This window comes from Asticcacaulis sp., assembly GCA_024707255.1.
GTDB lineage: Bacteria > Pseudomonadota > Alphaproteobacteria > Caulobacterales > Caulobacteraceae > Asticcacaulis.
The window spans coordinates 1,895,973-1,920,061 of sequence record JANQAC010000001.1 but is presented as its reverse complement, the minus strand read 5'-3'; the positions used below and the strand labels follow the sequence as shown (position 1 = coordinate 1,920,061).

Genomic DNA, 24,089 nt, shown 5'->3' with positions numbered 1-24,089 from the left:
CGAAGTGACGCTTCAGGATCAGTTACGTAAGCAATTGACGCTGGCAGCCATAGCTGGGGCTTTCACGCCGGGGAAGCGTCTGCCGTCTTCACGCGCTCTGGCATCGCAACTGGGGCTATCCCGAAATACCGTGCTCCTGGCGTATCAGAAACTGATCGATGAAGGCCTGTTTATCAGCCGTGAACGCAGTGGGCTTTACGTCAATCCGGTCCTGTTAAAAGGGCGGGTCGCTATCGATCAGGTGGCAGGTCTGACACGACCAGGCTCCTCTCACCCGGACGAAAAAAGGGTGCGGCGTTCGATATGGTCAAGCCGCTTCAAAAATCGCATCACGGCGGGGAAACAGTGGGCACGGCGGTTACCGCATTGGCGCCAATACCCTTACCCCTTTATCGACGGCCTTTTTGATGAATCGCTTTTCCCGGTTCACGAATGGCGGGATGCGATGCGCAGTGCCCTTGCGGTCGCCGAGATCAATGCCTGGTCAGTCGATGCCGGCGATGCCGATGACGCCATGCTGATCGAGGAAATCCGCACCAAAGTATTGTCACGACGCGGCATCTCCGCACGAGCGGATGAAATACTCATCACGCTGGGATCACAGCAGTCCCTCAGCCTGCTGATGCAGATGCTTGTCGACAAAAGCGTCACTGTTGCGGTCGAGGAACCCGGCTATCCCGATCTTCGTCGTCTCATCACACAAAATCGCGGCCGCATACGCCACCAAAAAGTGGATGATCAGGGACTGATCGTTGATGAAACCTTATCATCAAGTCAAATCATCTGCGTCACGCCAAGCCATCAGTATCCCACTGGCGCGACCCTGTCGCTGGAACGCCGCCATGCCCTGCTTCAATCCGCCGAGGCCAATGATCAGATCGTAATTGAAGACGATTACGCCAGCGAGACCGACTATCTGGAGACTACTCTGCCATCTCTTTACAGCCTGGCTCAAGGGCAAAGGGTCATCTATGTCGCCGGCCTGTCCAAGGTTTTGTCACCCGGCCTGCGATTGGGTTTCATGGTGGCAGCGCCCGAAGTCATAGCCGAGGCAAGGGCCCTGCGCCGGCTGCTCATCCGTCATCCGCCCATGAACATTCAACGCGCCGCCGCCCACTTTCTGGCCATGGGGCACTATGATGCCACCATGATGCGTGTCGGGAAGCTGTTCCGCGAACGTCGCACGGCGCTCCGTGACGCCCTGAATCACTATATGCGCAACCTGGCGACGATCATGCCGCTGCATGGTGGCACCACCTATTGGGTGCAAGGGCCGCCCGAACTGGACGTGCACAAGCTGATTGATCTGGCGGAACAGAAGGGCGTGCTGATCGAAAGCGCCGCTCCCTATTACGCATCAGATGCACCTCAGAACGAATTCCTGGTGGGCGTCACCTCGTTGTCCCTGGAACGCATCCGGCAGGGCATGGCTATCCTGCGTGATTGTATTCGTCAGTTGCTTGGCTACCCGGCCTTGCCCCTTGAAACCGGCCAGGTTCTGGCGACAGATGCGGCTATACGCCTGGCCCTGAGCGGCAGCAGTTTTCTCTACCGAACGGTCTACAGTGATCCCTGCACAATCGACCTTCTGCCGGATGGACGCATGACTGGCCGTGCTGGCTACGCCAATGAAGATTGCGATACCGGCCGCTGGTGGATTGAGGATGGCAGGTGGTGTCGTCAGTGGAAAAGCTGGGCCTATGGCGAGGTCAGTCGCTATCATATCCTTATTGACGACAAGCGCATCTACTGGCTGGACGAGATGCATCTTATCGTCGATTCCGCCATCTATATCCGACCCGATGAGGCCGACCTCAGCGCTTAGGTCCAGTTTCGATAAACACCAGCGCACACCTCACAACTGGACTCATAGATCACCCGAAACTGGTGCTACCGCGACCGTCACAAGACCGTCACTCTCCTGACATCAAACAGGAGTTTCCATGCGTTCTTTCGCCGTCGCCGCCCTGCAGCTCTCCCTCAACAAGGGGGACAATACTGCCGTCATCGAAAAAGAGGTGCGGCTGGTCAAAACGCGTTTTCCATGGATCGACATGGTCGTGCTTGGCGAACTCGCCATGTTTGGCGCCAATACCGCCCAGGCGGAAACCCTGCCGGGCCCCACGGAAGACCGCATGGTCAATCTTGCACGGGAACTCGACATCTGGCTGGTCCCCGGATCAATCTACGAGAAATCCGGAGCCTTGGTCTACAATACCGCCTCCGTAATCAACCCAAAGGGTGAGGTCGTTGCCCGTTACCGCAAAATCTTCCCTTTCCTGCCCTATGAGACCGGCGTCGAGGCGGGGTCGGAATTTGTTGTCTTTGACGTACCGGAAGTCGGCCGTTTCGGCATCTCAATCTGCTACGACATGTGGTTTGCCGAGACGACGCGTTCGCTCGTCTGGATGGGCGCCGAGGTCATTCTTCACCCCACCATGACCAATACCATAGATCGTGAAGCCGAACTCGCCATTGCGCGCGCATCCGCGATCACCAATCAATGCTACTTTATCGACATTAATGTAGCCGGAGAACTGGGCGTAGGGCTGTCCTGTGCCTATGGCCCCGGCGGCGAGTTGATCCATCAGGCCGGCACAGGGCGTGAGATCATGGCGTTCGAACTGGATATGGAACACGTCCGGAGGGTCCGCGAACGCGGCTGGCACGGCCTGGGGCAACCGCTCAAGAGCTTTCGCGACAGCGACATACGCTTCCCGCCTTACGAAGGAAACCGCAGCATTCCCGAAGCCCTCATGGCCCTGGGTCCGCTTGAAAAACCCCAGGGCCGGAAAACCGCAAAAAGACCAAAGACGGATGAACCGTCCAACAAGAACTAGACAGACGCATACATCAACACGACATTCATTCAGGGGACCGATATGACCAAGTTTACGCTTCAGCAGACAACTGCACTGACCACCCTCATGGCTGCGGCTTTTTTGACCACGGCCATGACGGCCTCCGTCTCACCCGCCTTTGCCCAGGATGGGGCGAACGATTCTACTGAGGTGATCGTGACCGCGACCCGCCGCAGCCAGAAGCAACTGAGCGTGCCTTACAATATCTCGGCCGTTTCGGGCGATGCCATCGAAGCCGCCAAGGTGGCCGACAATGCCGAACTGCTGCGTTCAGTACCTGGCGTGTCGCTGGTCGACCGCGGCTACCGCAACCAGGGCGTCCAGAACAGCGTCGTCATTCGCGGTCTCAATACCGACAGCGCCGCGCTGGGCGACTATGTTGTCTCGGCCGTTTCGCCGGTCTCAACCTATGTCAACGACACGCCTTTGTTCGCCAACTTTCTGCTGCGCGACCTCGATCGCGTCGAGATTCTGCGCGGACCACAGGGCACGCTCTACGGTTCGGGTTCGCTCGGCGGCACCATTCGCTACATTACCAAGGCGCCGAAGCTGGGCGTCACCGAAGGCAAACTCGGCACCGGCGTCTCGACCACCGATGGTTCCGGCGGCCTGAGCTATTCCTTCGACGGCGTACTCAATGTGCCGCTCGGCGACACCCCGGCCCTGCGTGCCAATGTCAGTCGCCTCGATCTCGCCGGCCTGACCGACTATGTCAACCTCTACAAGCTCGACGCCAACGGCATTCCGGAAGCCCCCAACGGCGTCAATGACAACGCCGCCAGTTATTACAGCAAAAAGGACGCCGACCGTGTCGGCGTCTGGTACGGTCGCGCTGCCCTGCTGTTCAAGCCGAACGACGTTTTCGACGCCACCTTGACCTATGCCGAGCAGTCGGACAAGGTTGGTGGTCGCCGGCAGATGACGGTGGGCCAGGATGGTTACGGCCGAGAGTACCAGAAGTACGAGAACGGGTCAGTGCAGTTGGAGCCGTCGACACGCAAGGTCGAGATGACCGCGCTGGAAGCCAATATCGACCTCGGTTTCGCCACCCTGACCTCCTCGACTGCCTATACCAACCACGAGGGCGAGAGCGTCTCGGAAAACACTGGCTTCTACGCCAAGGCGGGCTTCCTGGGCTTCTATTACAACTATCCGCGTCCTATGGCCTCAGCCGTTCGCGGCTACCAGGACAAGTCGCTGGTCGAGGAACTGCGTCTCGTCTCAGCAGCCGGGGGCACCTTCGACTGGGTGGCCGGCGCCTTTTACAAGCGGGAGGAACTGCAAGCGACTCAGGAAAGCTACCTGCGCGGCTTCGCCCGCTGGTACGGGAACCCGTCGATCGTCGCCACCGACCAGGACTTTGCCTACGACCGTCAGGAAACCTTCACCGACACGGCCATCTTCGGCGAACTGACCTGGCATGTCACCGCGGCCTTCCAGTTGACAGGCGGCTTACGCTACTTCAGCAACAAGGCGGTGAACGACACAGCGGTTGGTGTACCCTTGTGGGGCTTCACCCCGGCGACTGCACGTTTCGTCACCAAGGAAAACAAACCCCTGTTCAAACTCAATGCGTCCTGGCAGCTAACCCAGCGCAGCCTGGCCTACGCGACCGTGTCTCAGGGTTATCGCCGCGGCGGCGCCAATGCCGTCCCGCTTACGGGCACATTCGCCGAAGACCCGGCGTGGCAAACCTACAAGTCCGATTTCGTGACGAACTATGAGGCCGGTTTGAAAGGTGTCAGCAACGGTATTACCTACGATGCCGCCTTATTCTACGTCGACTGGAGCGACATTCAGCTCAATACGGCAACGCCGAACTGGGGCTTCTACACCGTCGTCAATGGCGACAAGGCCAAGACTTACGGCCTGGAAGGCCGCATCGCTGGCCGTTTCAGCGCACATACGCGCTACAGCCTGGGCTATACCTATACCCATGCAGAACTGACCGACGATCTGCTGTCACCGACAGCCGCGCATACGGTCCTGGCCACAGCCGGCTCGCAACTGCCGGGCGCGCCGGAACACGCCTTCACCGTGGCGCTCGACGACACGCGCGCCTTAAGCAACGGTCTGACCTGGAGCAACCGCCTGTCGGGCTCCTACCAGTCGAGCACGCGCAATGCCCTGGGCGGTCCCAAGTACAATACCAAACTGGAAGGCTTCAGCCTCTGGAACCTGTCATCGGCGATTTCCACTGACAAGATCACCATCACAGCCTACGTCAAGAACCTGTTCAACGATCCCGGCATCACCGGCGAATTCACCGAAGCCTATATGGGAACCTCGCCATCGCAAGGCTATTATGGCAACGGCAACAAGAAGTTCATCTCCTTACCGCGCACCGTCGGCCTGACTCTCGATTACAACTTCTGATCATGAGCGCCGTCCCGACCTCCCTCGATCCGCGCACCATTCTCGCCCCGATCACGGCGATGATGCGAACCGGCCGTGTCGGGGCGGCACTCACCGAATTGCGGGCGATGGAAGCAACGCACTTCAATGACGCGATCCTGCTCCAGCACATCGCCGAGCACCTCATGTTCGGCCAGCAGAATGCCGAGGCCGTTCGCGTCTATCGCCGGGCGGTGGCGCTGCGGCCGCAAGATCCGTCGGCGTTATACAATCTCGCCACGGCGCTGATCGCAGTCGGGGAAACTAAAGAGGCTGAAAGCCTGCTCGACCGGGTGATCGCGCTCGATATCCACGATTACGACGCCTACCAGAACCGTTCGACCCTGCGCCGGCAGACGCGCGACAGTAACCACGTCGTCGCGCTGGAGGCGCTGATCCACGGACGCGGCGCCGGCCGCGGCGAGGTCCAGCTCGGCTATGCCCTCTCAAAGGAACTGGAAGACCTGGGCGACTGGCAGCGGTCGTTTCATTACCTCAAGCGCGGCGCTGACCACCGCCGCCGCCGCATGTCCTACGACGTGGAGGCGGATATCGACACTATGCGGGCTATCGCTGGCACCTTCGACGCCACCTGGCTGAATGACGGACGCACCGGCCATGACAACCCGGCACCGATCTTCGTGATGGGCCTGCCGCGGTCTGGAACCACCCTGATCGACCGCATCATCTCCTCGCATGACAGCGTGCAGAGCCTGGGCGAAATCAACGACTTCGCACTCAGCCTGGTGCGTCTGGCCGAAGGGACCGCCGGCAAGATCGACCTGGTGAAGGCGGCGCGCGACATTGATCCGGCGGCGCTGGGCGCGGCCTATGTGTCTTCCGCGCAAGGCTATGGCGTCACCAGGGCGCACTTCATCGACAAGACACCAGCCAACTATCTCTATATCGGCCTGATCCTGAAGGCCTTGCCCAACGCGAAAATCGTCCACCTGCGGCGCGACGCGATGGATAACGGTTATGCTCTCTACAAGACCCTGTTCCGCATGGGCTGTCCCTATTCCTACGACCTGACGGACATCGGGCGATACATGCTGGCGCATGACACCCTGATGAGCCACTGGCGCACCATTGCCCCCGGACGCATTTTCGACATCCACTACGAGGACATGGTCGCTGACTGCGCCGGCGAAACGCGCCGGCTGATCGCCGCGCTGGGTTTAGACTGGCAGGATGCCTGCCTGAATTTCCACGAGAACCGTCAGGCCGCCGCCACGGCCAGCGCCGCCCAGGTGCGCCAGCCGGTCTACAACACCTCGGTTGGCCTGTGGCGCCGTTATGAAAGCGAACTGGCGCCGCTGGCCGATATTCTGCGTAAAGGTGGTCTGGTATGATATGGCTGTCATTGATGGTCGGACTGACAGCGCTCGACCCTGCGGTGTTCTCCGGCAAGGTGGAATTGCGCGCTCCGGTCGCCATGACGCAACTGGCCCCGGCCATGACTGGCAACGAGGCCGCCGACGCCAACTTTTTCGATGCCGCCGTCGCCTTCGAGGGCCGACTGACCCTGACGCCGGCGCAGGTTGGCGGCTACAAGCTGGTGGCCAATGATCATGCCTACGGCCTGAGCAACGGTGCGGCGCTCCAACCGCCCGCCTTCAGTTTCGATATCGTACAGGACGAAGACCATCTCTACCCGGTCATCTCCGGGCCGCTGAATGAGGGCGCCGAAAGTTGGGAAGTGCTGATCGGCCCCGGCCATATCTGGTCCGATGGTGGCGAGGGCGGGCGCATCAGTTTCCCGATCACCCTCAAAGAACCATCGGCCAACTGCCTGCACAACGGCCTGCTCAGCCTGGCCTTCGACCGTTCGGGCCTGAAGCCGTTCGCTGTCTATGAATTCGCCTCGGAAACCTGCGCCTATTTCAAATTCGACCTGTGGGGCACGATGCGTGTTGGCTTCACGCCCGGCATGCCGGCGGACAAAGCCCGGATCGTCGCCCGCCGCCAAACCAACGCGGCGCGCCACCTGCCGGTTCGTCCGCTGGCCGACCTCCATCCCGACAAAGGGCCGCTGGCCAAACCATTCGGCGGTGCCGTGGCCGATGATCCGCCGACCAGCTATGGTTTTGTCATCGACGGCACGGTCTATGCCTCGGACTGCGCCACGCGGGCGGGCAACACCCCTCTTTGCGCCGATATCGACCTGCCATCATTCTCGACCGCCAAGTCGATCTTCGCCGGCACTGGCTTGATGCGGCTGGAAGGTCTCTATCCCGGCGTGAGCCAGGCAAAGATCAGCGACTATGTGCCTGAATGCGCCGCCTGGGGCGATGTCCGATTCATTGATGCACTCGACATGGCGACCGGCCGCTACGACAGCGATGCCTACGAAGCCGACGAAGACAGCGACGACATGGCCGGCTTCTTCATGCCGGCCGACCATGCCGGCAAGGTCGCCTTTGCTTGCGGCCACTATCCGCGCAAAGTGGCGACGGCAACGACTTTCGTCTATCATACGACCGATACCTATGTGCTGGGCGCGGCTATGCAGGCCTTCTACAGGCAAAAGACCGGCGGCGATTTTTACGACGACGCGTTGCGGCCGGTGTGGGACGGGCTTAATTTAAGCGAGCGCCTCGATTATAGCCAGCGCACAAGCGACGCCGCGCGCCAACCTTTCGCCGGTTACGGTCTCGTCTATCGCCGCGACGACATCCTGCGTATCGCCGACTGGCTGCGCGATGACGGCACCGGCCTCGATCCGCTGCTGCGCACCGAGGCCTTGCAGCAAACCGACAAGCGCGGCCTGATGGCCTATCCACCTGACTTCCGCTATCAGCATGGATTCTGGGCACGTAATATCGCCCCGGTGATCGGCTGCGACCATGCCGTCTGGGTGCCGTTTATGTCCGGTTTCGGCGGCATCACCGTGGCCCTGCTGCCGCATGACATCACCTTTTATTTTTACGGCGACAGCAAGCAGTTCGACTGGACCGCAGCCGTCAGGACGGCCAACCGAATCAGGGGACTCTGCGCATGAATCGGCTTCCGCACGCGAGAGAGGACAGCCTGCTGGCCGGCGTCTTTCTGGCCTTCATGGCCACGGCCGGTCTGTTCTACGTCAACATCATGTCGGCCATTGTCGACGGCCTGATGAGCGGCCTCGGCTTTTCGGCGAAGGACGCCGGCATGGTCGCTTCAGCCAATGTCTATGGCGCGGCGATAGGAGCGCTGACGGCGGTCTTCCTGGTGAAACGCGTACCCTGGCGCAGAGCGGCTGTAATTCTGCTCGGTCTGCTGATGGCTATGGACACCGGCTCGCTGCTCGTTCATACGGCGCCGTTGCTGATCGCCCTGCGCTTCATCCATGGCCTGATGGGTGGGCTTCTGGTCGGCATTTCCTACGGCGTCATTTCGCGCACCAAGGTGCCGGAAAAGGTTTTCGGTGTCCTGCTGGTGGTGCAGTTCGGACTGGGCGGACTCGGCCTGATGTACCTGCCGCGCCTGGTACCGCACTTCGGCTTCGGCGTGCTGTTCCTGTCGCTGGCGGCATTCAGCCTGATGTCACTTTTGATGGTGCCGTTCCTGGCACCCTATGAGCGGCCGGCGGTCGATCCCCTGCAAAAAACCGGCCCGATGAAGCTATTGCCGCTGATTCTGACCTTCGTTGCCATGTTCACATTCCAGGCGGCGAACATGGGACTGGCGGCCTTCATCATCGGCCTGGGCCGCGACGCCGGGCTCGACCTTGAGCCGATGACCAGTGCGCTCGGCTGGGCGAACTGGATCGGCACACTGGGTTCGGTCCTCGTAATTGTCATGGGCCTCCGCTTCGGGCGATTGCTGCCGGCCATGGCCGGGCTGGTGCTGACGCTTGGCGGCACCTTCGCCTTTCACTGGATCTATGGCGTGCACGGCCTGGATGTCTATTTCTGGGCCAATATCCTCACCGCCATAACCTGGGCCTTCGTCATTCCCTACCTGCTCGGCATGTGCGCGGCCTTCGATCCGCAGGGGCGGATGGCGGCGCTTGGCGGCTTCTTCTCCAAGATGGGGCTGGCCAGCGGTCCGCTCGCTGCCGCCTTGATCGTCAACGCCAAGCTCGGTTATGGCCTGCTAATCAACCTGACCGTGGCAGCGCTGTTCGTCAGCATGATCGCCATGGTCCTGCCCGCGCTGGCGCTCGACCGACAGGGAAGACAGTCAGAAGCATCCCTGGAATAACTCACAAAATTTCAAGATTTCCCTATCAAGCGAGCGAATTTTCTTCGCCCGACGCCCAAACCTTACCCAAATTCAGGATACAAAATCATGGATACGCATTTACCTGTCACCCGCAATGCCGCCCTGCTCAAGCGCCGGGAAGCCGCCGTGCCGCGCGGCGTCGCCACCGCCACACCGGTCTTCGCTGCCCGCGCCGAAAACGCCGAGATCTGGGACGCCGAGGGGAAGCGCTATATCGATTTCGCCGGCGGCATCGCCGTGCTCAATACCGGCCATCGTCATCCGAAAGTGGTCGCGGCGGTCGAGGCGCAACTGGCGCGGTTCAGCCATACCGCTTTCCAGGTCATGGCTTACGAACCCTATATCGAACTGGCGGAGCGGCTCAACGCGCTGGCGCCGTTTTCCGGTCCGGCCAAGACCATCCTGTTCTCCACGGGCGCCGAAGCGGTCGAAAACGCCGTCAAGATTGCTCGTGCCGCCACCGGCCGTAATGGCGTGATCGCCTTTTCCGGCGCCTTCCATGGCCGCAGCCTGATGACCTCGGCCCTGACCGGCAAGGTCAATCCCTACAAGAAGGGCTTCGGTACATTGCCTGGCGAGGTGTGGCATCTGCCGATGCCGATCGCCCACTATGGCGTGACGATCGCCGACACTCTGCGCGCACTGGAGATGCTGTTCCGCTGCGATATCGATGCCGGCCAGGTCGCCGCTATCATCATCGAGCCGGTACAGGGCGAAGGTGGTTTCCACGTTGCGCCCAAGACACTGATGACCGCCCTGCGCACCCTGTGCGATACGCATGGCATCAAGTTGATCGCCGACGAAGTACAGACAGGCTTTGCCCGGACCGGCAAGATGTTCGGCATCGAACATCTCGGTATCGAGCCTGACCTTGTTACCATGGCCAAATCGCTGTCTGGCGGCTTTCCGTTATCGGGCGTAATGGGCCGCGCGGACCTGATGGATGCGGTCGAGCCGGGCGGCCTGGGCGGCACGTTCGGTGGCTCACCGGTCGGCTGCGCCGCGGCATTGGCTGTGCTTGATGTGATTGAGGCCGAAAGCCTGCTCTCACGCGCCGACATATTGGGTGAGCGTATGCGGATGCAGTTCACCGCCTGGGCCTCGCGCGAGGATCTGGTGCCGATCGCCGCCGTACGCGGACTGGGCGCGATGATAGCCTTCGATATTGTCAGAGAAAGAGGCGGCAATGAGCCGGACGGCGCCGCGGCGAAGGCCGTGACGACCAGGGCCCGCGAGCTGGGTCTGATTCTGCTGTCGTGCGGTATCCATGGGGAGACCCTTCGGTTCCTGATGCCGCTGACTATCGAAGACGAAGTTTTCGATGAAGGCTTGGCCATTCTGGAAAAGGCTCTGAAGATATGAACGATATTATGGAAAAATCGCTCGGGCTGGCCCGCCCCGACCTGCTGCGTGAAGCCTGCCTTATTGGCGGCCTTTGGATCACGACAGAAACCGACATTACCGTGCGCAATCCGGCGACCCTGGCCCTTGTCGGGAGAGTGCCCGACTGTGGGCGTGTCGAAGCCCTGACGGCCGTTGCTGCGGCCCAGGTCGCCTTTCGTCCGTGGAAAGCGATGACGGCCAAGGCGCGCGGCGCCATTCTGCGACGCTGGTATGAACTGATCCTGGCACACAAAACTGATCTCGCACGCCTTTTGACGGCGGAACAAGGCAAACCACTGCATGAGGCGGAAGGCGAAATTCTCTACGCTGCCAGTTTCATCGACTGGTTTGCCGAGGAGGGCAAACGTGCCTATGGCGACGTGATTCCCGGCCATTTGCCGGATATGCGCCTGACGGTGACAAAGGAACCGGTCGGTATCGTCGCGGCGGTCACACCGTGGAACTTCCCGGCCGCCATGGTCACGAGAAAGGTGGCCCCCGCACTCGCGGCCGGTTGCACCCTCGTGCTCAAGCCGTCAGAACTGACTCCTTTCTCTGCCTTGGCCTTGGGTGTTTTGGCGCAGGAGGCGGGCATCCCGGACGGCGTGTTCAATATCATCACCGGCCAGCCGCAAGCCATTGGAGATGTGCTGACGGGTGATCCGCGCATCGCCAAGTTCACTTTCACTGGCTCAACACCCGTGGGGAAAAAACTGGCTGCGAACTGCATGAGCACCGTTAAACGGGTCTCTCTCGAACTCGGCGGTAATGCGCCCTTTATCGTGTTTAATGACGCCGATCCGGAAGCGGCTATTTCGGGCATCATCGCTTCAAAATTCCGCAATACAGGCCAGACCTGCGTCTGCGCCAACCGGATTTTGGTTCAGTCCGGCATCTATGACCTCATCGCCGCAGGCCTGGCGGCGCGTGTCGAGGCGTTCACAATCGGAGACGGCCTGGCTGGCAGGACCGATCAGGGCCCTCTGATTGACGGTCGCGCCATTGCCAAATTCCACGACCATCTTAATGACGCCGTCCAGAGGGGCGCGAAAATAATCGCCCAGGCGACCCCGCCGGATCTGCGCGGGCATTTTGTGTCGGCGACCGTGCTGACTAACGTACGTCGGGATGCACGTCTCAATCAGGAAGAAACCTTTGGACCTTTGGCCGGGCTCGTTCGCTTCGATACGGAGGACGAAGTGATCAGCATGGTGAATGATACCCGCGCGGGCCTGGCGGCTTATATTTTTACAGGGGATATCGCACGCGCCTGTCGAGTAAGCGAGGCCCTTGAATGTGGTATGGTGGGAGTTAATACTGGCTTGATTTCGACCGAGGTAGCCCCTTTTGGTGGCATAAAGGAATCCGGTTTGGGACGAGAAGGCTCGCATTACGGGCTCGACGACTACCTTAACCTGAAACTGAATTGCGTTTACATCGGCTCATGAATCGGGAACTTGGCATTCAGCAAAGCGGAGATCAGATCAGTCGGGCTGACATGGTCGGTGCGTTTCAGATGCCATATGAACGCGTTTGGCGAAATAGTTTGACTGCGGTGATTTTAATCGGATCCGCCCTCGCGCGTATTGCAGTCAACGCGTGCAATCGAGTGGCGACAGAAGAAACAGTGGAGAAAGTCGGTGTGCCTGAGTTATCAAATAACATATTGACTCACAGGCATTTCCTAAACAAGCTTTCGTCATGATCAGAATGCGGCCCGACTTTTCCCGGCTAATGCGCCTTTTGATCGTCACGGCCTTGGCCTGTTTGGCGATCAGCTCCGTCCTCGCGTCCGCGCAAGCGAATGTTATGACGGCTACCCATCTGGCTCAGGGTGAGAAAATCTTGCCGGATGGTGGCTGGACGGCACCGTGCAATACGCACGTCGAGCATTGTTCCGCCAACAATGAGACCGGCGATCATGACCGGCTTGATGGATTGCATCATCATCACCATGCCGATTATCAGTTTGGTCCCATGATCTCCGATTTTTGCGACATATCCAAGCTGCATAGCGGCAAGCGCTCAGGATCACCCACCTACACGGCTGTGATCAAGGACGTCACGCCATCCTCCGCAGACCAACCCCCGAAAATCTAACCGATATTTTGTCGTGCGCGCCAATGCTTGGCGCTCGGTTCCATTTTCGAGGAAAATTCCATGTCATTTCCATGCGGGAAGGCGCTGCGCGCGCTTTTCCTGGAACGAGCCTGATTGCGCTCGTGCCCGTCATCGCGGCTGCCGATCCGGCGCCGTCCTATCCAGACCTTTTGCGTCAGGCCAATGCAGCCCCGCGTCTCAAAGCCGCTCAGGCTGGTATTTCGCAGGCCGAAGGCTTAGCCCGCCAGGCCGGTGCCCGCCTCAACCCGACCCTCTCGATCGAAAGCGAGAACTTCAGCGGCAACGGCCCTTACAAGGGCACGCAACTGACCGAAACTACTGCCTCGGTCGAACAGACCCTGGAACTGGGTGGCAAACGCAGCGCCCGCATCAATGCTGGTCGTGCCGGCGTCGAGCTCTCGCGCGCTCGCGCTCGCCAGACTGAAGCAGACTTCGCGTTCGATCTGGCGGAAGCCTATGGCGCGGCGGAGGTCGCGGACCTGCGCGTGCAACTGGCGACCGAGGCCTTATCACTGGCTGAAGATGATGCCCGCGTCGCCCATGCCCTGGTCAAGGCCGGGAAGGAAGCCGATCTGCGCAGTCTTCAGGCCCAGACGGCGGTGGAGACCGCACGCGCCGAACTCGGTGAAGCGCAAGCCGCCCGTGACGCCGCCTTCTCCAAGCTGACGGCGATGGTCGACTCTCCAGTCGCATTCTCCTCTATCCCTGACAGCCTGCTGGCACACGCCGACACCGCTGAAACCGTTCTGTTGGTCGATCCCCTGACCTCGCCGGCCTATCTCGTGGCCCTGGCCGAACGGGAAGAAGTCGCCCGGCGGGTCAAGGTTGAGCAGACGCGCGCTACGCCGGATGTCACCCTGTCTCTGGGTGTGCGTCAGTTCCAGGCGGACGATGCCCAGGCCCTCGTCGGCGGCGTGTCCGTACCGTTTCCGGTCTTCGACCGCAATAAGGGCAATATCGCCGCCATCAGCAGCGAACTCACCGCCGCCGAGCAAAACCTCAACATTGCCCGCCTCGACGCCCAGGCCGACATTCAGTCGGCTTCGGCCCGGCTCAAGGCCTCCTTCGCTCGCGTTAAAGCCGCTCAGGACAGTGAACGCACCGCCCAGGAAGCCTATCGCCTCACACGTATCGGCTACGAATCCGGCAAGCTGGCGCTCAGCGAAGTGCTGATTGCCCGCCGCACCCTTACCGAAGCCCGCGCCCAGGCGCTTACCGCCCGCCAGGACCGGCTCAACGCCGAAGCGGAACTTGCCCACCTGGCCGGCACCACACCATTCGGAGACCTCTAATGCGCCCCGACTTTACCCAAAAAAGAAATCAAACACAGCCCTGTATGGCGGTGTCGCTGCTGCGGTCATAGTTGCCGCCCTGCTGGGCTTTGGCATCGCCAGGCTGACCTCCGGCCCAGCCGCCCCAAAAACCGAAGCTGCCGAGGCCGAGGTCGCGGCGGCAAAGGCCTTAACCCTGAAGCCGGAGGCTGTTCGCGCCGCCGGCATCGCGGTTGAAACCGTTCAGGCCGGCGGTCTGTCGTTTGAAGTGCTGGCGCAAGGCACCGTCACATCCAGCCCCTCCGGCCAGGCTGTACTGACCGCCAAGACCGGCGGCACGGTCCTGCAAATCTTAAAACGCCTGGGTGATCCGGTGAAGGCCGGCGAAACCCTTGCCTTGGTCAGCAGCAATGAGGCCGCCCAGATCGCCGCCGATCGTCGTGCCTCCGGTGCCCGTGCCACCCTGGCGCAACAGATCCTGACCCGCGAAGAATCGCTGTTCGAACAGGGCGTCACGCCGCGTTCCGAATATGAGCGCGCCTCTGCCGAAGCCGAAGCCGCCAGGGCCGATGCCACCCGCGCCAGCATTGCCGCCAGTAATGCCGGCGTCACCTCGAATGGGCGCGGCACAGCCGTCATTTCTCCGATCAGCGGCCGCGTCACGGCCGCGACGGCCATCCTCGGCGCGTCTGTTCAGCCGGAGACTGAGCTGTTCCGTGTTTCCGATCCGGCCAAGACGGAAGTCCAGGTGTCCATCAGTGCCATGGACGCCAGCCGCGTCACTCCCGGCGATCGGGCTTCGCTTGATCTGGGCGACGGCCAAACGATTGAAAGCACTGTCCGGTCCGTGACGCCCGCGCTTGACGCCCAAACGCGTACCGCCACGGCCGTTATCGATGCCCCATCTTCGGGCCTTGTGCCCGGCCGCAGTGTGCGTGTCCGTCTGTTCGTTTCCGGCTCTACCGGAAATCCCGGCGCCATCGTTGTGCCAGAAGAGGCCGTTCAATCGGTAGAGGGCAAGGACGTAGTCTTTGTGCGGACGACTGAAGGCTTCAAGCCCCAGCCGGTCGTAACGGGCCAGCGCAGCGCCGGCCGCGTTGAGATTACCTCGGGCCTAGCCTCGGGAAGCACGATCGCTACCAAGAACGCCTTTCTCCTGAAGGCCGAAATCAGCAAAAGCGCTGAGGAGGAATAGGGATGATCGGGAACCTTATCAATCTCTCCGTTCGAGCGCGATGGCTGGTCCTCGTCCTCGTGCTGCTCGTCGGCGGTTTCGGCGCCTGGCAACTGATGAAGCTACCTATCGACGCCGTCCCTGACATCACCAACCGGCAGGTCCAGATCAACTCTGTCGATCCCGGCCTGTCGCCGGTCGAAATGGAAAAGCGCGTCACCTTCCCGGTCGAAACGGCCCTGGCCGGCATTCCCGGCCTGGAAAGCACCCGCTCGATTTCGCGTAACGGCTTCAGCCAGGTCACGGCGATCTTTTCCGACAAGACCGACCTCTATTTCGCCCGCCAGCAGGTGAGTGAACGTCTGTCGCAGGCCCGCGATAGCTTGCCCTCCGACGTCCAGCCGGCCATCGGCCCGGTCACGACCGGTCTCGGCGAAGTCTACATGTACGCCGTCGACTTCACTAATCCCGGTGGCAAGGGCGCCAAGATCAAGGACGGCGAACCCGGCTGGCAATCGGACGGTGCCTTCCTGACGCCTGAAGGCGAGCGCCTGACGACTGATGTTGCGCGAGCAGCATATCTGCGCACCGTTCAGCAATGGATTATCGCCCCGCAGCTGCGCACAGTGAAGGGTGTGGCCGGCATCGACTCGATCGGCGGCTATGAAAAGCAGTTCGTCGTCGAGCCTGATCCGGCGCGTATGACGGCCCTGGGCATTTCATACACCGAACTAGCAAAGGCACTTGAGGCCTCGAACACGGCGGCCGGCGCCAACTATCTCAACCGTGGCGGCGAAGCCTTCCTGGTTCGCGCGGATGCCCGCATCCGGTCGCTGGATGACATCGCTTCCGCCAAGGTCGCCAGCCGCAATGGTGTCGGTATCGCGGTCCGCGACGTGGCAAACGTCACCATCGGTGGCGATCTCCGCACGGGCGCCGCCAGCATGAACGGCCACGAAGTCGTGGTCGGCACCACCCTGATGCTGATCGGGGAGAATAGCCGTACCGTCGCCAAGGCGGTCGGTGAACGTCTGGAAGCCGTCAAGAAATCTCTGCCCGCAGGCATTTCTCTGACGACCACGCTCGACCGTTCCAAGCTGGTCAATGCGACCGTCGCGACCGTCGAGCGTAACCTGACCGAAGGCGCCATCCTGGTGGCCGCCGCCTTGTTCTTGCTGCTGGGTAATTGGCGGGCGTCCCTGATCGCCGTCCTGATCATTCCCTTCTCCTTCCTTATGATGGCGACGGGGATGAATGTCCTGAAGGTGCCGGGCAACCTGATGAGCCTCGGGGCGCTCGACTTCGGCCTGATCGTTGACGGCAGCGTAATCATCATCGAAAATGCCTTAAGGCGCCTAGCCGAGCGCCAGCATCACGAGGGCCGTTTGCTGACGCTCAAAGAGCGCCTGGAAGAAACCATGGCGGCCGCGCAGGAGATGATCAAACCGACCATCTTCGGCCAGGCCATCATCTTCCTCGTCTTCGCCCCGTTGTTTGCCTTCTCGGGCGTCGAAGCCAAGACCTTCGCCCCGATGGCCATCACCATCATGCTGGCCCTGGGCGCCGCGTTCATCCTGTCGCTTACCTTTGTGCCCGCTCTGATCGCTCTGCTGATCCGCGGCAAGGTGGCGGAAAAGGATGTTTGGCTGATTGCCAGGACCAAGACGCTCTACGCGCCCTTGCTCAACATGGCCGTGGCAAAGCCCTGGCGCTTCATCGCCGGCGGTGCGGCCATCTTCATTGCCTCAGGCCTGGTCTATACGACCCTCGGCCAGGAATTCATCCCGCAGCTCGACGAAAAGAACATGGCGCTGGCGTCGTCGCGGGTCCCTTCGACCTCGCTGGAGCAATCGCTCAAGATGCAGTTGGGTGTCGAGAAAGCTGTCGCCGCGCTTCCTGAAGTCGAACTGATGTTCTCGAAGACTGGTACGGCAGAGGTCGCCACCGACCCGATGCCGCCCAATCTTTCCGATGGGTTTGTCATCCTGAAGCCGTCCGAAGAATGGCCGAAGGATGTGAAATCCAAGGCAGATGTCGTGGCCAAGGTCGAAGCCGCTGCGAACGGCCAGATCGGCAATGCCTATGAACTGAGCCAACCGATCCAGCTGCGTTTCAACGAACTGATCGCCGGTGTGCGGGGTGACGTCGCTATCAAACTCTATGGTGACGACCTCGACAAGATGTCGGCATCCGCCAACAAGATTGTGGCAGTTTTGCAGTCCATACCCGGTGCTGCCGATGTTAAGGCCGAACAGACTGGCGGCGCCCCGACCCTCGATGTGCAGTTCGACCGGGCGGCTATCGCCCAATACGGCCTGTCCGTCGAAGACGTCGCCGACACGGTAGCCGCAGCAATGGGTGGTCGTGAAGCTGGCGTCGTCTTCGAAGGCGATCGGCGCTTTCCGATCATGGTTCGTGTGCCCCAGCAGACCCGCGAAAGCCTGGACCAACTGATGGCACTGCCAGTCGTCCTACCGCAAGGCGGCAGCATCCCGCTCAGCCAGGTGGCGCGCTTCACCTTCACGGACGGTCTCAATCAGATCTCACGTGAAAACGGCAAGCGCCGCGTCGTCATCCAGGCCAATGTCCGTGGCCGAGATGTCGGATCGTTCGTCGCCGAAGCCCAATCCAAGGTCGAAGCCGTTGCCATCCCGGCCGGTTCTTACCTCGAATGGGGCGGTCAGTTCCAGAACCTGAAGGCAGCGGGCGATCGCCTGATGCTCGTGGTTCCGATCTGCTTCGCGGCCATCTTCGCCCTGCTCTATCTGGCGCTGGGCAGCTTCGGACGCGCCATAGCCGTCTTCGCGGCTGTGCCTCTGGGTCTGGCCGGCGGGGTGTTTACCCTCGCCGTGACGGGTATCGCCTTCTCGGTCTCCGCCGCTGTTGGTTTTATCTGTCTGTCGGGTGTGGCCGTCCTCAACGGTCTCGTTGTGATGAGCAATATCCGAAGCCATACGGATAACGGCGCTGACCTCAAGACAGCGATCGTCAGCGGTATGTTTGAACGGGTTCGACCGGTCATCATGACGGGCCTGGTGCCTGCCATCGGCTTCATCCCCATGGCCCTGGCCCACGGCACCGGCGCCGAGGTCCAGAAGCCGCTGGCCACTGTCGTCATCGGCGGGCTGGTAGGCGCCACCTTCCTGACACTCCTCGTCTTGCCAGCGATCTCGGCCGTCATTCTGGAGGCGACGCAGAAGAAGCGCGCCCAGAATGACACGACCTCCGCTACCGAGGTGAAACACCACGCCTAGTAAAACTACCCCTGCGCGACACAGCGTTGCGCAGGGGGCTCCGCCAAAAAATAACTTGGATCAGTCTGTTCGCAGCCCCTGTGGCGCCGATGTTCTGCAAAGGGAGCAGCCAATCCATCCCATTACAGCCATTTGATTCGATTCCTGTCCTAGAGCTGCGGCCTGATAGAGCAGCGGAGATCAGCTCTAGGGGCATGATACTCTGCCTCTCTTCACCCCAAATAAGGAATTATCCGTAGCTGTTCAGTTGAGTTCGCCTCTCAATTTGTGGGCCATCGCTTCCGCTAAGGCCATTTCGCCCGCAGTCATGCCATTCGCCAGGTTTTGAACGGGAGCTTACCTTTAGCGTTCGAACGGTAATGGGATAAGCCTCGTTAACCCTCCCCCTTAACCTGAATTCAACCCGAAGATGCGATTTGTTGGCAGACCGTCATAGGGGGGAGCGCCTTGAACTCGGCAGCAAAAGAGCAAAATTTATCGACCGAGCGGAAGCGGCGTGAAATCGCAATCGATGAGGCTTCGATTGAGTTTCTCGGTCGGGCGGCCCGCAGTGTACCGATGCCCGAAGACAGTCTGACTCAAAGTCCGGTTCGTGACCTTACGTCGGCTATCCACGACCTGGTGAATAAACTTCGCGATCTGAACTTGGAAAGACTTTTCCGGTCCCAAGGGCCGCTCAGCCAGCTGACCGGGGCAGACATCGAGGCAAAGATGCGTTTCGATCTTGATGTGCGGCAAGTGTCCGCAGATGTCCGCGAATTACAGGCCAAGGCCTTCCAGGCAAATCGCCTTCGTAATGACTTGCGTCAAACGCTGGAGGCCATCAAAGGCGAGCAAGGACGGCTTCGCCGGATCATCGGCGCTTCTCGACGGGCGATCGATGCCGATCCTGGCGCCGATCCTTTTCTTCTTGAACGTTTTCAGCGGCGTCTGGCCAATTTGCAGACACTCGAAGCTTCCAACGAAGTTACCAGCGCTCAAATCGCGCTCGCAGACGTCAATATGACCGCGCTGATCGATCGCGTAACCGATGTCACCACAACCCTTTTCAGCCTCTGGCAACGTGATGCGCTCGCCGTGGCTCAATCGGCAAAGTCCGTTAAAAAAGGTTCGCCATTAGCTAGCGCTTTTGTGCGTAGCCACGACGAACTCCTCGCCAAACTGTTTTGAAAGCAACCACTATGAGCCAAATGTCTTCAACGCTGAATTTGCCGACAGAATTGCCCGCAGATCAAATGCCAGTCGGGCAATCAACATCGGAGTCCGACCCTGCGGAAGTGACCCGTTTGCTCGGAACTTTAGACATTGCGTCGCCTATAAGGCCCACGCGAAAACGAAGAACACACCGATGCACATAATCAGGGTCGATACTCCCTTGATGGCAGAAGGTAATAGAGCCAATGGCCACCATTCGCCATCTAAGACCCTGACAAGCACCATGTCCAAGATCAGCAAACCAAAAGACCAGTTCCATCGTTTCTGACTGCGATGTTCGGTCTTCAAGACTAACTGAAAAGTCTCTGACACAAAGAAGCAAATGCAGACCAGTGTGATTACAAGAAGCGCTTGATACAGAGTCATGTTCTGCCCCTCCAAATGGGGCAAGATAGGCGACCGAACTTTAGGATTTGTGAATGCTATACTTCGCCCTGATCGCCAGCTTTCAAATGCCCCTGTAGCCCTGGCATGGCCATGACCAGCGTCATCTTGGTATCATCGTCCAAGTGAGCATTCAGAACATCAATCAAACGGTCGATGTTTTCAGGGTGATAGATATGAGAAGGCGCTTTGGGAGCGGCGTAAGTCGTGGCGAGGCGAGGGTAACTGATTGTCATGCTAGTATTTAGGCAAGGTGCGTGAATTTCACCTCTATTACCCACAGCAAAAACTCATACACAAACTCGTGCACATCCTTGAAAAAACTCATACACATCACCTTGGCGGCAATGTTTAACTTGTTGTTTTTAAAGGGAAATTTTCCACACAAAGGTGGGTGGTGCCGCTTAGGTGACTCGAACACCTGACCCCATCATTACGAATGATGTGCTCTACCGGCTGAGCTAAAGCGGCCCGGAAACAGCGTCGCGGCGCGTGGCCTGCGAGCAGGCGCGTTCATTACACATCTCCGCGCGCCTTGCCAAGGGCCTAAAAGCTATTTCTTTGTGCGCGGCGACGTGCGGCGCGGACGGGCCGTCTTGACCTGCGGCACCGCGATCATATCCAGATCCTGCCCGGTGATCGCCGTATCGTAATCGCCCGGATCGTCCGGCTGCGGAACCGGACTGATCTTGCCGCCGGCCGTTTTGCGCGTCGCCTTGATGAAAGGCATGGACGGCACATAGCGTGACGACAGGTCCGGCACTTCCGGCAGGCCCTTTTCCCCCCGTTCATAGCGCGGATGGGCCAGGGTGGCGTTGCGGGCAAAGGTCAGGATCAGATCGCTCCAGTCCGAGGCGCCATACGCAAAGGCATTGCCTTCGGCATCGATATCCGACCATTCCGGTTCGCCCTTCGCCAGGGCCGCCTGCGCCACCCAGGTACGGGCGGCATCGAGGGCGCCCAGGGCCTGCGCCCCCGCGACATCAGCCCGCTCACCCGCTTGGTCAGCCTGTCTTCCGTAGCGTCATCAGCCGGGGCCGCCATGGCGGCGGTGATGTCGGGCTTCGATCCTGCCAGCAAGGCGCGTTCCAGTTGCAGCATCCGGCTTTCGCGGTGGGCCTTGTTGCGGTCGATCAGACCCTGAAGGCGGCGCGCGCGCTCCTTCGGCGTCTCGCTGGAAACGAGATCGCGGTAGGTCAGCCAGATGGCCGGATGCGGCTGGGCACCCCAGGCCGCTTCCAGCACATCCTCGGCGCGACCCACTTTTTTCGCCTTGTTCAGCAGGCGCGCGGCGATGATCGCCGCCGGTGTGAAGGCCGGTTGCAGCTTGGCCGCGCGCTGGGCGTAATCGAGCGCCTGGTCGCGCATCTGAGCATCGTCAGAGGTTTCAAGCCGCGCGGCCGAGGCGGCCATCAGCGATGCCTTGGCGCGCTCGGAGAAGATCGGCGATATCAGCTTGCGGTTCAGGGCGCCATCGATCAGATCGAGCGCTTCAGCCCATTCACCGGCTTCGAGACGGGCCTCGAACAAGGTCTCAAAAGCCCACATGGCTGGTTTTGACTGGTTGTAGGCTTCGGTGGCCAGACGGATCGCTTCTGTCTTTTCGCCTTGGCCTTTTGCTAGTTGCATCAGGCCCTTGAGGCCGGCCAGCTTCAGTTCGGGCACATTCAGCATGGCGGAATAGGCGGTTTTGGTCACCGCGTCATCGCCCGACTGTTCGGCCGCCATGGCGGTCAGGATGCGGACGAGCGCGACATTATCGCAGACGTCGAGCGCCTTGGCGGCCTGGCGGCGGGCCTCGGCGCCATCGCCATTGGCCACGGCCAGGAAACCGCGCGTCAGGGTCTCATCTCCCTGTTTGCGGCGGGCACGGGCGCGGGCGCGTTCGGCGCGCTGCGGCGAGCGTGACAGCCACAGGGCAACATTCCAAAAGCCGACGGCGCAGAAGGCCATGACGCCGACGATAATGATGGCCGCCGACGCCGATGTATCGATGCGATAACCGAGCCAGACGAGCGACGCCTGACCGGCATCGCCGATACCGGCAATGGCCAGGGCCAGGAGGGCGATAATGCCCAGCAGGATAAGGACCGTTCGGATCACAGCACGCCCCCGTTAGTCAGGGGCGCCGTCTGCGCATTGGTCATCTGGCTCAGACGGTTGAGCGCGGTTTCCGAAAGACGGCGCGTGGTGTCATCAACCAGCACACGGGCGCGGGCCTCCTCCAGCCAGGGCGTCAGGGCCTTTTGCGCCGCCGGCGAAAGCGTATCGAGATAGGCGACGGCGCCCTTGAGATCGCCGCCGTTCAGGCGGATTTCGGCGCGTTCGAGTATGGCTTCCGCGCCCTGCCCGCCCGGATTGCCAATGCGCCGCACCGAGATGAAGCCGCCCAGAGCATGGCGAATCTTGTCGAAGAGGCCAGTCTTGCCGTCATCGGCATGGGCGGCGATATTGGCGCGGGCGGCGACAGAGGGGAAGGTGACGGCCAGGGCCACCGCGCTCGGCACACCCTTTTCGGCATAGGGACGTAAGGCCGCGGCGACAGCCGGATCGTTCAGCGCCGGCTCGGCCACGGCCAGTTCCGAAAGGAAGGGCTTTTCGTCCTGTGCCGCCAGTTGCAGGCTGCGCGCGGCATAGGCCGCGGCGGTGGCCTTGACCAGTTCGCGCTGGGCGGCCTCGACGCGATCAAGACGGGCGGATAACTGCGCCAGGGCCGTGGGGTCTGGAGAATAGTAAGGCTGCGCCGGAGCCGCAGGAGCGCCTTCAACCGGATGAAGCTGGCTTTGCAGGGCCAGAAGCTGGCCTTGCAGTTGCGCGATCTGGGCATCCTTGTCGGTGGCCACGGCTGGGGCGCTGACGGCCGGCACCGGCGTGGTGGTGGTGGCGACGGCCGGCTTTTTCTGGTGCGTCAGCCCCCAGAAGACGGCGAAAATGGCGATCAGGACGAACACCGACGGCAGGATGAAGAAGGCCATCAGGCGCGCGATATTTGTGGTTTTCGGATCGGCCCAATCTTGAGTCTCTATGGCCTGGCCCTCGGCATTGATGTCGCTGGTATTTAGCGGGTCGCTCATATCATCCGTCCGTCTCTAACAGTCTCAGCATGGCGGCTTCATCGGGCGTCTCGGCAATGCGCCGGTCCAGGCCCGCCGCCACCGCCTGCCTGATTTCCGGTGCCGTGCTTTGGCGCAAACCCGCTTCTACACCCTGCCATGCCGCTTCAGAAATACAGATAAAGCAGAGATTGGGGAAGCAAAGTTTATCATGCCAGGCGATCACGGCTTCGGCGATGGCGCGACCGGCCTTGGGCGACTGCACCAGAATATGGCTGATGCGGGTCAGATCGGCAGCGTTCAGGCGCGGCACCACGCTTTGCGTCTCGTAAACCGCAGCTTCGCTGACCTGAAAGCCATCGGCGCGCAGGGCCTTGCCGAGCGCCGCCGCCGGTTCGGCTGGCGCGGCATAGAAAAAACGGCTGTGGCGATCGGCTGTCTGGCGAATCAATTCGACGAGCGCCTTGCCATCGGCGCCGGCGCTGATCACCGGCTGAAAGCCCTTTTCGCGTGCCGCCTGGGCGGTGGCGTCCCCCACGCACCAGGCCGTCAGCGCACGGCGGCTGCACAGCGCAGAGAAGGCATTCAGTCCGTTGCGACTGGTGAAGATGATCGCGTCGAAACTGTGCGGATCAATGACCGGTTTTAACGCCTGAATCTTCAGCACCGGCGCGACAAGGGTGTGATAGCCCAGAGCTTCGACCGCGCGAGCGGTCCGGCGGGCGCCTTCGGTGGTGCGCGTAACCCAGACGAGAGGCGCGCGTTCCGTCATC

18 protein-coding genes and 1 tRNA gene are annotated in these 24,089 nt (G+C 60.9%); 13 read left to right on the top strand and 6 right to left on the bottom strand.

Annotated elements, in window-relative coordinates; all coding sequences use genetic code 11:
• Positions 1-4: 4 nt before the first annotated feature.
• From NVV72_09380 to NVV72_09320, 13 genes are all read left to right on the top strand, one after another.
• On the top strand, positions 5-1,825 hold the full coding sequence (locus NVV72_09380) for a PLP-dependent aminotransferase family protein (GenBank protein MCR6659537.1): 1,821 nt from the start codon (positions 5-7) through the stop codon (positions 1,823-1,825).
• A 118-nt stretch (positions 1,826-1,943) separates the two neighbouring features.
• Positions 1,944-2,840, top strand: a complete 897-nt coding sequence (locus tag NVV72_09375) for a carbon-nitrogen hydrolase family protein (GenBank protein MCR6659536.1) — start codon at positions 1,944-1,946, stop codon at positions 2,838-2,840.
• Positions 2,841-2,882: 42 nt separating this feature from the next.
• Positions 2,883-5,237, top strand: coding sequence for a TonB-dependent receptor (locus NVV72_09370; protein ID MCR6659535.1), 2,355 nt, complete (start codon positions 2,883-2,885; stop codon positions 5,235-5,237).
• Positions 5,238-5,239: 2 nt separating this feature from the next.
• On the top strand, positions 5,240-6,607 hold the full coding sequence (locus NVV72_09365) for a sulfotransferase (GenBank protein ID MCR6659534.1): 1,368 nt from the start codon (positions 5,240-5,242) through the stop codon (positions 6,605-6,607).
• On the top strand, positions 6,604-8,256 hold the full coding sequence (locus NVV72_09360; protein MCR6659533.1) for a hypothetical protein: 1,653 nt from the start codon (positions 6,604-6,606) through the stop codon (positions 8,254-8,256). Before NVV72_09365 ends, NVV72_09360 begins: the two co-directional genes overlap by 4 nt.
• Entirely contained in the window at positions 8,253-9,440 is a 1,188-nt protein-coding gene (locus NVV72_09355) for an MFS transporter (protein MCR6659532.1), read from the top strand. Before NVV72_09360 ends, NVV72_09355 begins: the two co-directional genes overlap by 4 nt.
• Positions 9,441-9,527: 87 nt before the next feature.
• The gene (gabT, locus tag NVV72_09350) at positions 9,528-10,823 is read left to right on the top strand and encodes a 4-aminobutyrate--2-oxoglutarate transaminase (protein MCR6659531.1); all 1,296 of its coding nucleotides are present in this window, start codon (positions 9,528-9,530) and stop codon (positions 10,821-10,823) included.
• Positions 10,820-12,292, top strand: coding sequence for an NAD-dependent succinate-semialdehyde dehydrogenase (locus NVV72_09345; GenBank protein ID MCR6659530.1), 1,473 nt, complete (start codon positions 10,820-10,822; stop codon positions 12,290-12,292). The genes gabT and NVV72_09345 overlap by 4 nt, the downstream gene beginning before the upstream one ends.
• 361 nt (positions 12,293-12,653) lie before the next feature.
• Complete coding sequence (locus tag NVV72_09340; protein MCR6659529.1) at positions 12,654-12,944, top strand: hypothetical protein; 291 nt, start codon at positions 12,654-12,656, stop codon at positions 12,942-12,944.
• A gap of 122 nt (positions 12,945-13,066) precedes the next feature.
• Positions 13,067-14,257, top strand: coding sequence for a TolC family protein (locus tag NVV72_09335; protein ID MCR6659528.1), 1,191 nt, complete (start codon positions 13,067-13,069; stop codon positions 14,255-14,257).
• Positions 14,217-15,431: an efflux RND transporter periplasmic adaptor subunit gene (locus tag NVV72_09330; protein MCR6659527.1), complete on the top strand. Its 1,215-nt coding sequence runs from the start codon at positions 14,217-14,219 to the stop codon at positions 15,429-15,431. Before NVV72_09335 ends, NVV72_09330 begins: the two co-directional genes overlap by 41 nt.
• Positions 15,432-15,433: 2 nt before the next feature.
• On the top strand, positions 15,434-18,664 hold the full coding sequence (locus NVV72_09325) for a CusA/CzcA family heavy metal efflux RND transporter (protein ID MCR6659526.1): 3,231 nt from the start codon (positions 15,434-15,436) through the stop codon (positions 18,662-18,664).
• Positions 18,665-19,111: 447 nt separating this feature from the next.
• Positions 19,112-19,834, top strand: a complete 723-nt coding sequence (locus NVV72_09320; protein MCR6659525.1) for a hypothetical protein — start codon at positions 19,112-19,114, stop codon at positions 19,832-19,834.
• 467 nt (positions 19,835-20,301) lie between these two features.
• Here the strand turns inward: NVV72_09320 and NVV72_09315 are convergent, their stop codons facing one another.
• The 6 genes from NVV72_09315 to NVV72_09290 all read right to left on the bottom strand — a co-directional run bounded on the left by NVV72_09315 (position 20,302) and on the right by NVV72_09290 (position 24,088).
• Complete coding sequence (locus tag NVV72_09315) at positions 20,302-20,499, bottom strand: hypothetical protein (protein ID MCR6659524.1); 198 nt, start codon at positions 20,497-20,499, stop codon at positions 20,302-20,304.
• A 159-nt stretch (positions 20,500-20,658) separates the two neighbouring features.
• Positions 20,659-20,734, bottom strand: a tRNA-Thr gene (locus NVV72_09310).
• Positions 20,735-20,816: 82 nt separating this feature from the next.
• Complete coding sequence (locus NVV72_09305; protein MCR6659523.1) at positions 20,817-21,197, bottom strand: hypothetical protein; 381 nt, start codon at positions 21,195-21,197, stop codon at positions 20,817-20,819.
• Complete coding sequence (locus NVV72_09300; protein MCR6659522.1) at positions 21,098-22,366, bottom strand: heme biosynthesis protein HemY; 1,269 nt, start codon at positions 22,364-22,366, stop codon at positions 21,098-21,100. The genes NVV72_09305 and NVV72_09300 overlap by 100 nt, the downstream gene beginning before the upstream one ends.
• Entirely contained in the window at positions 22,363-23,337 is a 975-nt protein-coding gene (locus NVV72_09295; GenBank protein ID MCR6659521.1) for a mitofilin family membrane protein, read from the bottom strand. Before NVV72_09295 ends, NVV72_09300 begins: the two co-directional genes overlap by 4 nt.
• A gap of 1 nt (position 23,338) precedes the next feature.
• Positions 23,339-24,088: a uroporphyrinogen-III synthase gene (locus tag NVV72_09290; GenBank protein MCR6659520.1), complete on the bottom strand. Its 750-nt coding sequence runs from the start codon at positions 24,086-24,088 to the stop codon at positions 23,339-23,341.
• Between the last annotated feature and the right edge of the window lies 1 nt (position 24,089).

Bases quoted from the DNA above. Each gene is read 5' to 3' on its own strand.
- NVV72_09370 (MCR6659535.1), top strand. From the start codon at position 2,883: ATGACCAAGTTTACGCTTCAGCAGACAACTGCACTGACCACCCTCATG.
- NVV72_09375 (MCR6659536.1), top strand. From the start codon at position 1,944: ATGCGTTCTTTCGCCGTCGCCGCCCTGCAGCTCTCCCTCAACAAGGGG.
- NVV72_09355 (MCR6659532.1), top strand. From the start codon at position 8,253: ATGAATCGGCTTCCGCACGCGAGAGAGGACAGCCTGCTGGCCGGCGTC.
- NVV72_09365 (MCR6659534.1), top strand. From the start codon at position 5,240: ATGAGCGCCGTCCCGACCTCCCTCGATCCGCGCACCATTCTCGCCCCG.
- NVV72_09315 (MCR6659524.1), bottom strand. From the start codon at position 20,499: ATGACAATCAGTTACCCTCGCCTCGCCACGACTTACGCCGCTCCCAAA.
- NVV72_09290 (MCR6659520.1), bottom strand. From the start codon at position 24,088: ATGACGGAACGCGCGCCTCTCGTCTGGGTTACGCGCACCACCGAAGGC.
- NVV72_09360 (MCR6659533.1), top strand. From the start codon at position 6,604: ATGATATGGCTGTCATTGATGGTCGGACTGACAGCGCTCGACCCTGCG.
- gabT (MCR6659531.1), top strand. From the start codon at position 9,528: ATGGATACGCATTTACCTGTCACCCGCAATGCCGCCCTGCTCAAGCGC.
- NVV72_09345 (MCR6659530.1), top strand. From the start codon at position 10,820: ATGAACGATATTATGGAAAAATCGCTCGGGCTGGCCCGCCCCGACCTG.
- NVV72_09340 (MCR6659529.1), top strand. From the start codon at position 12,654: ATGACGGCTACCCATCTGGCTCAGGGTGAGAAAATCTTGCCGGATGGT.
- NVV72_09295 (MCR6659521.1), bottom strand. From the start codon at position 23,337: ATGAGCGACCCGCTAAATACCAGCGACATCAATGCCGAGGGCCAGGCC.
- NVV72_09325 (MCR6659526.1), top strand. From the start codon at position 15,434: ATGATCGGGAACCTTATCAATCTCTCCGTTCGAGCGCGATGGCTGGTC.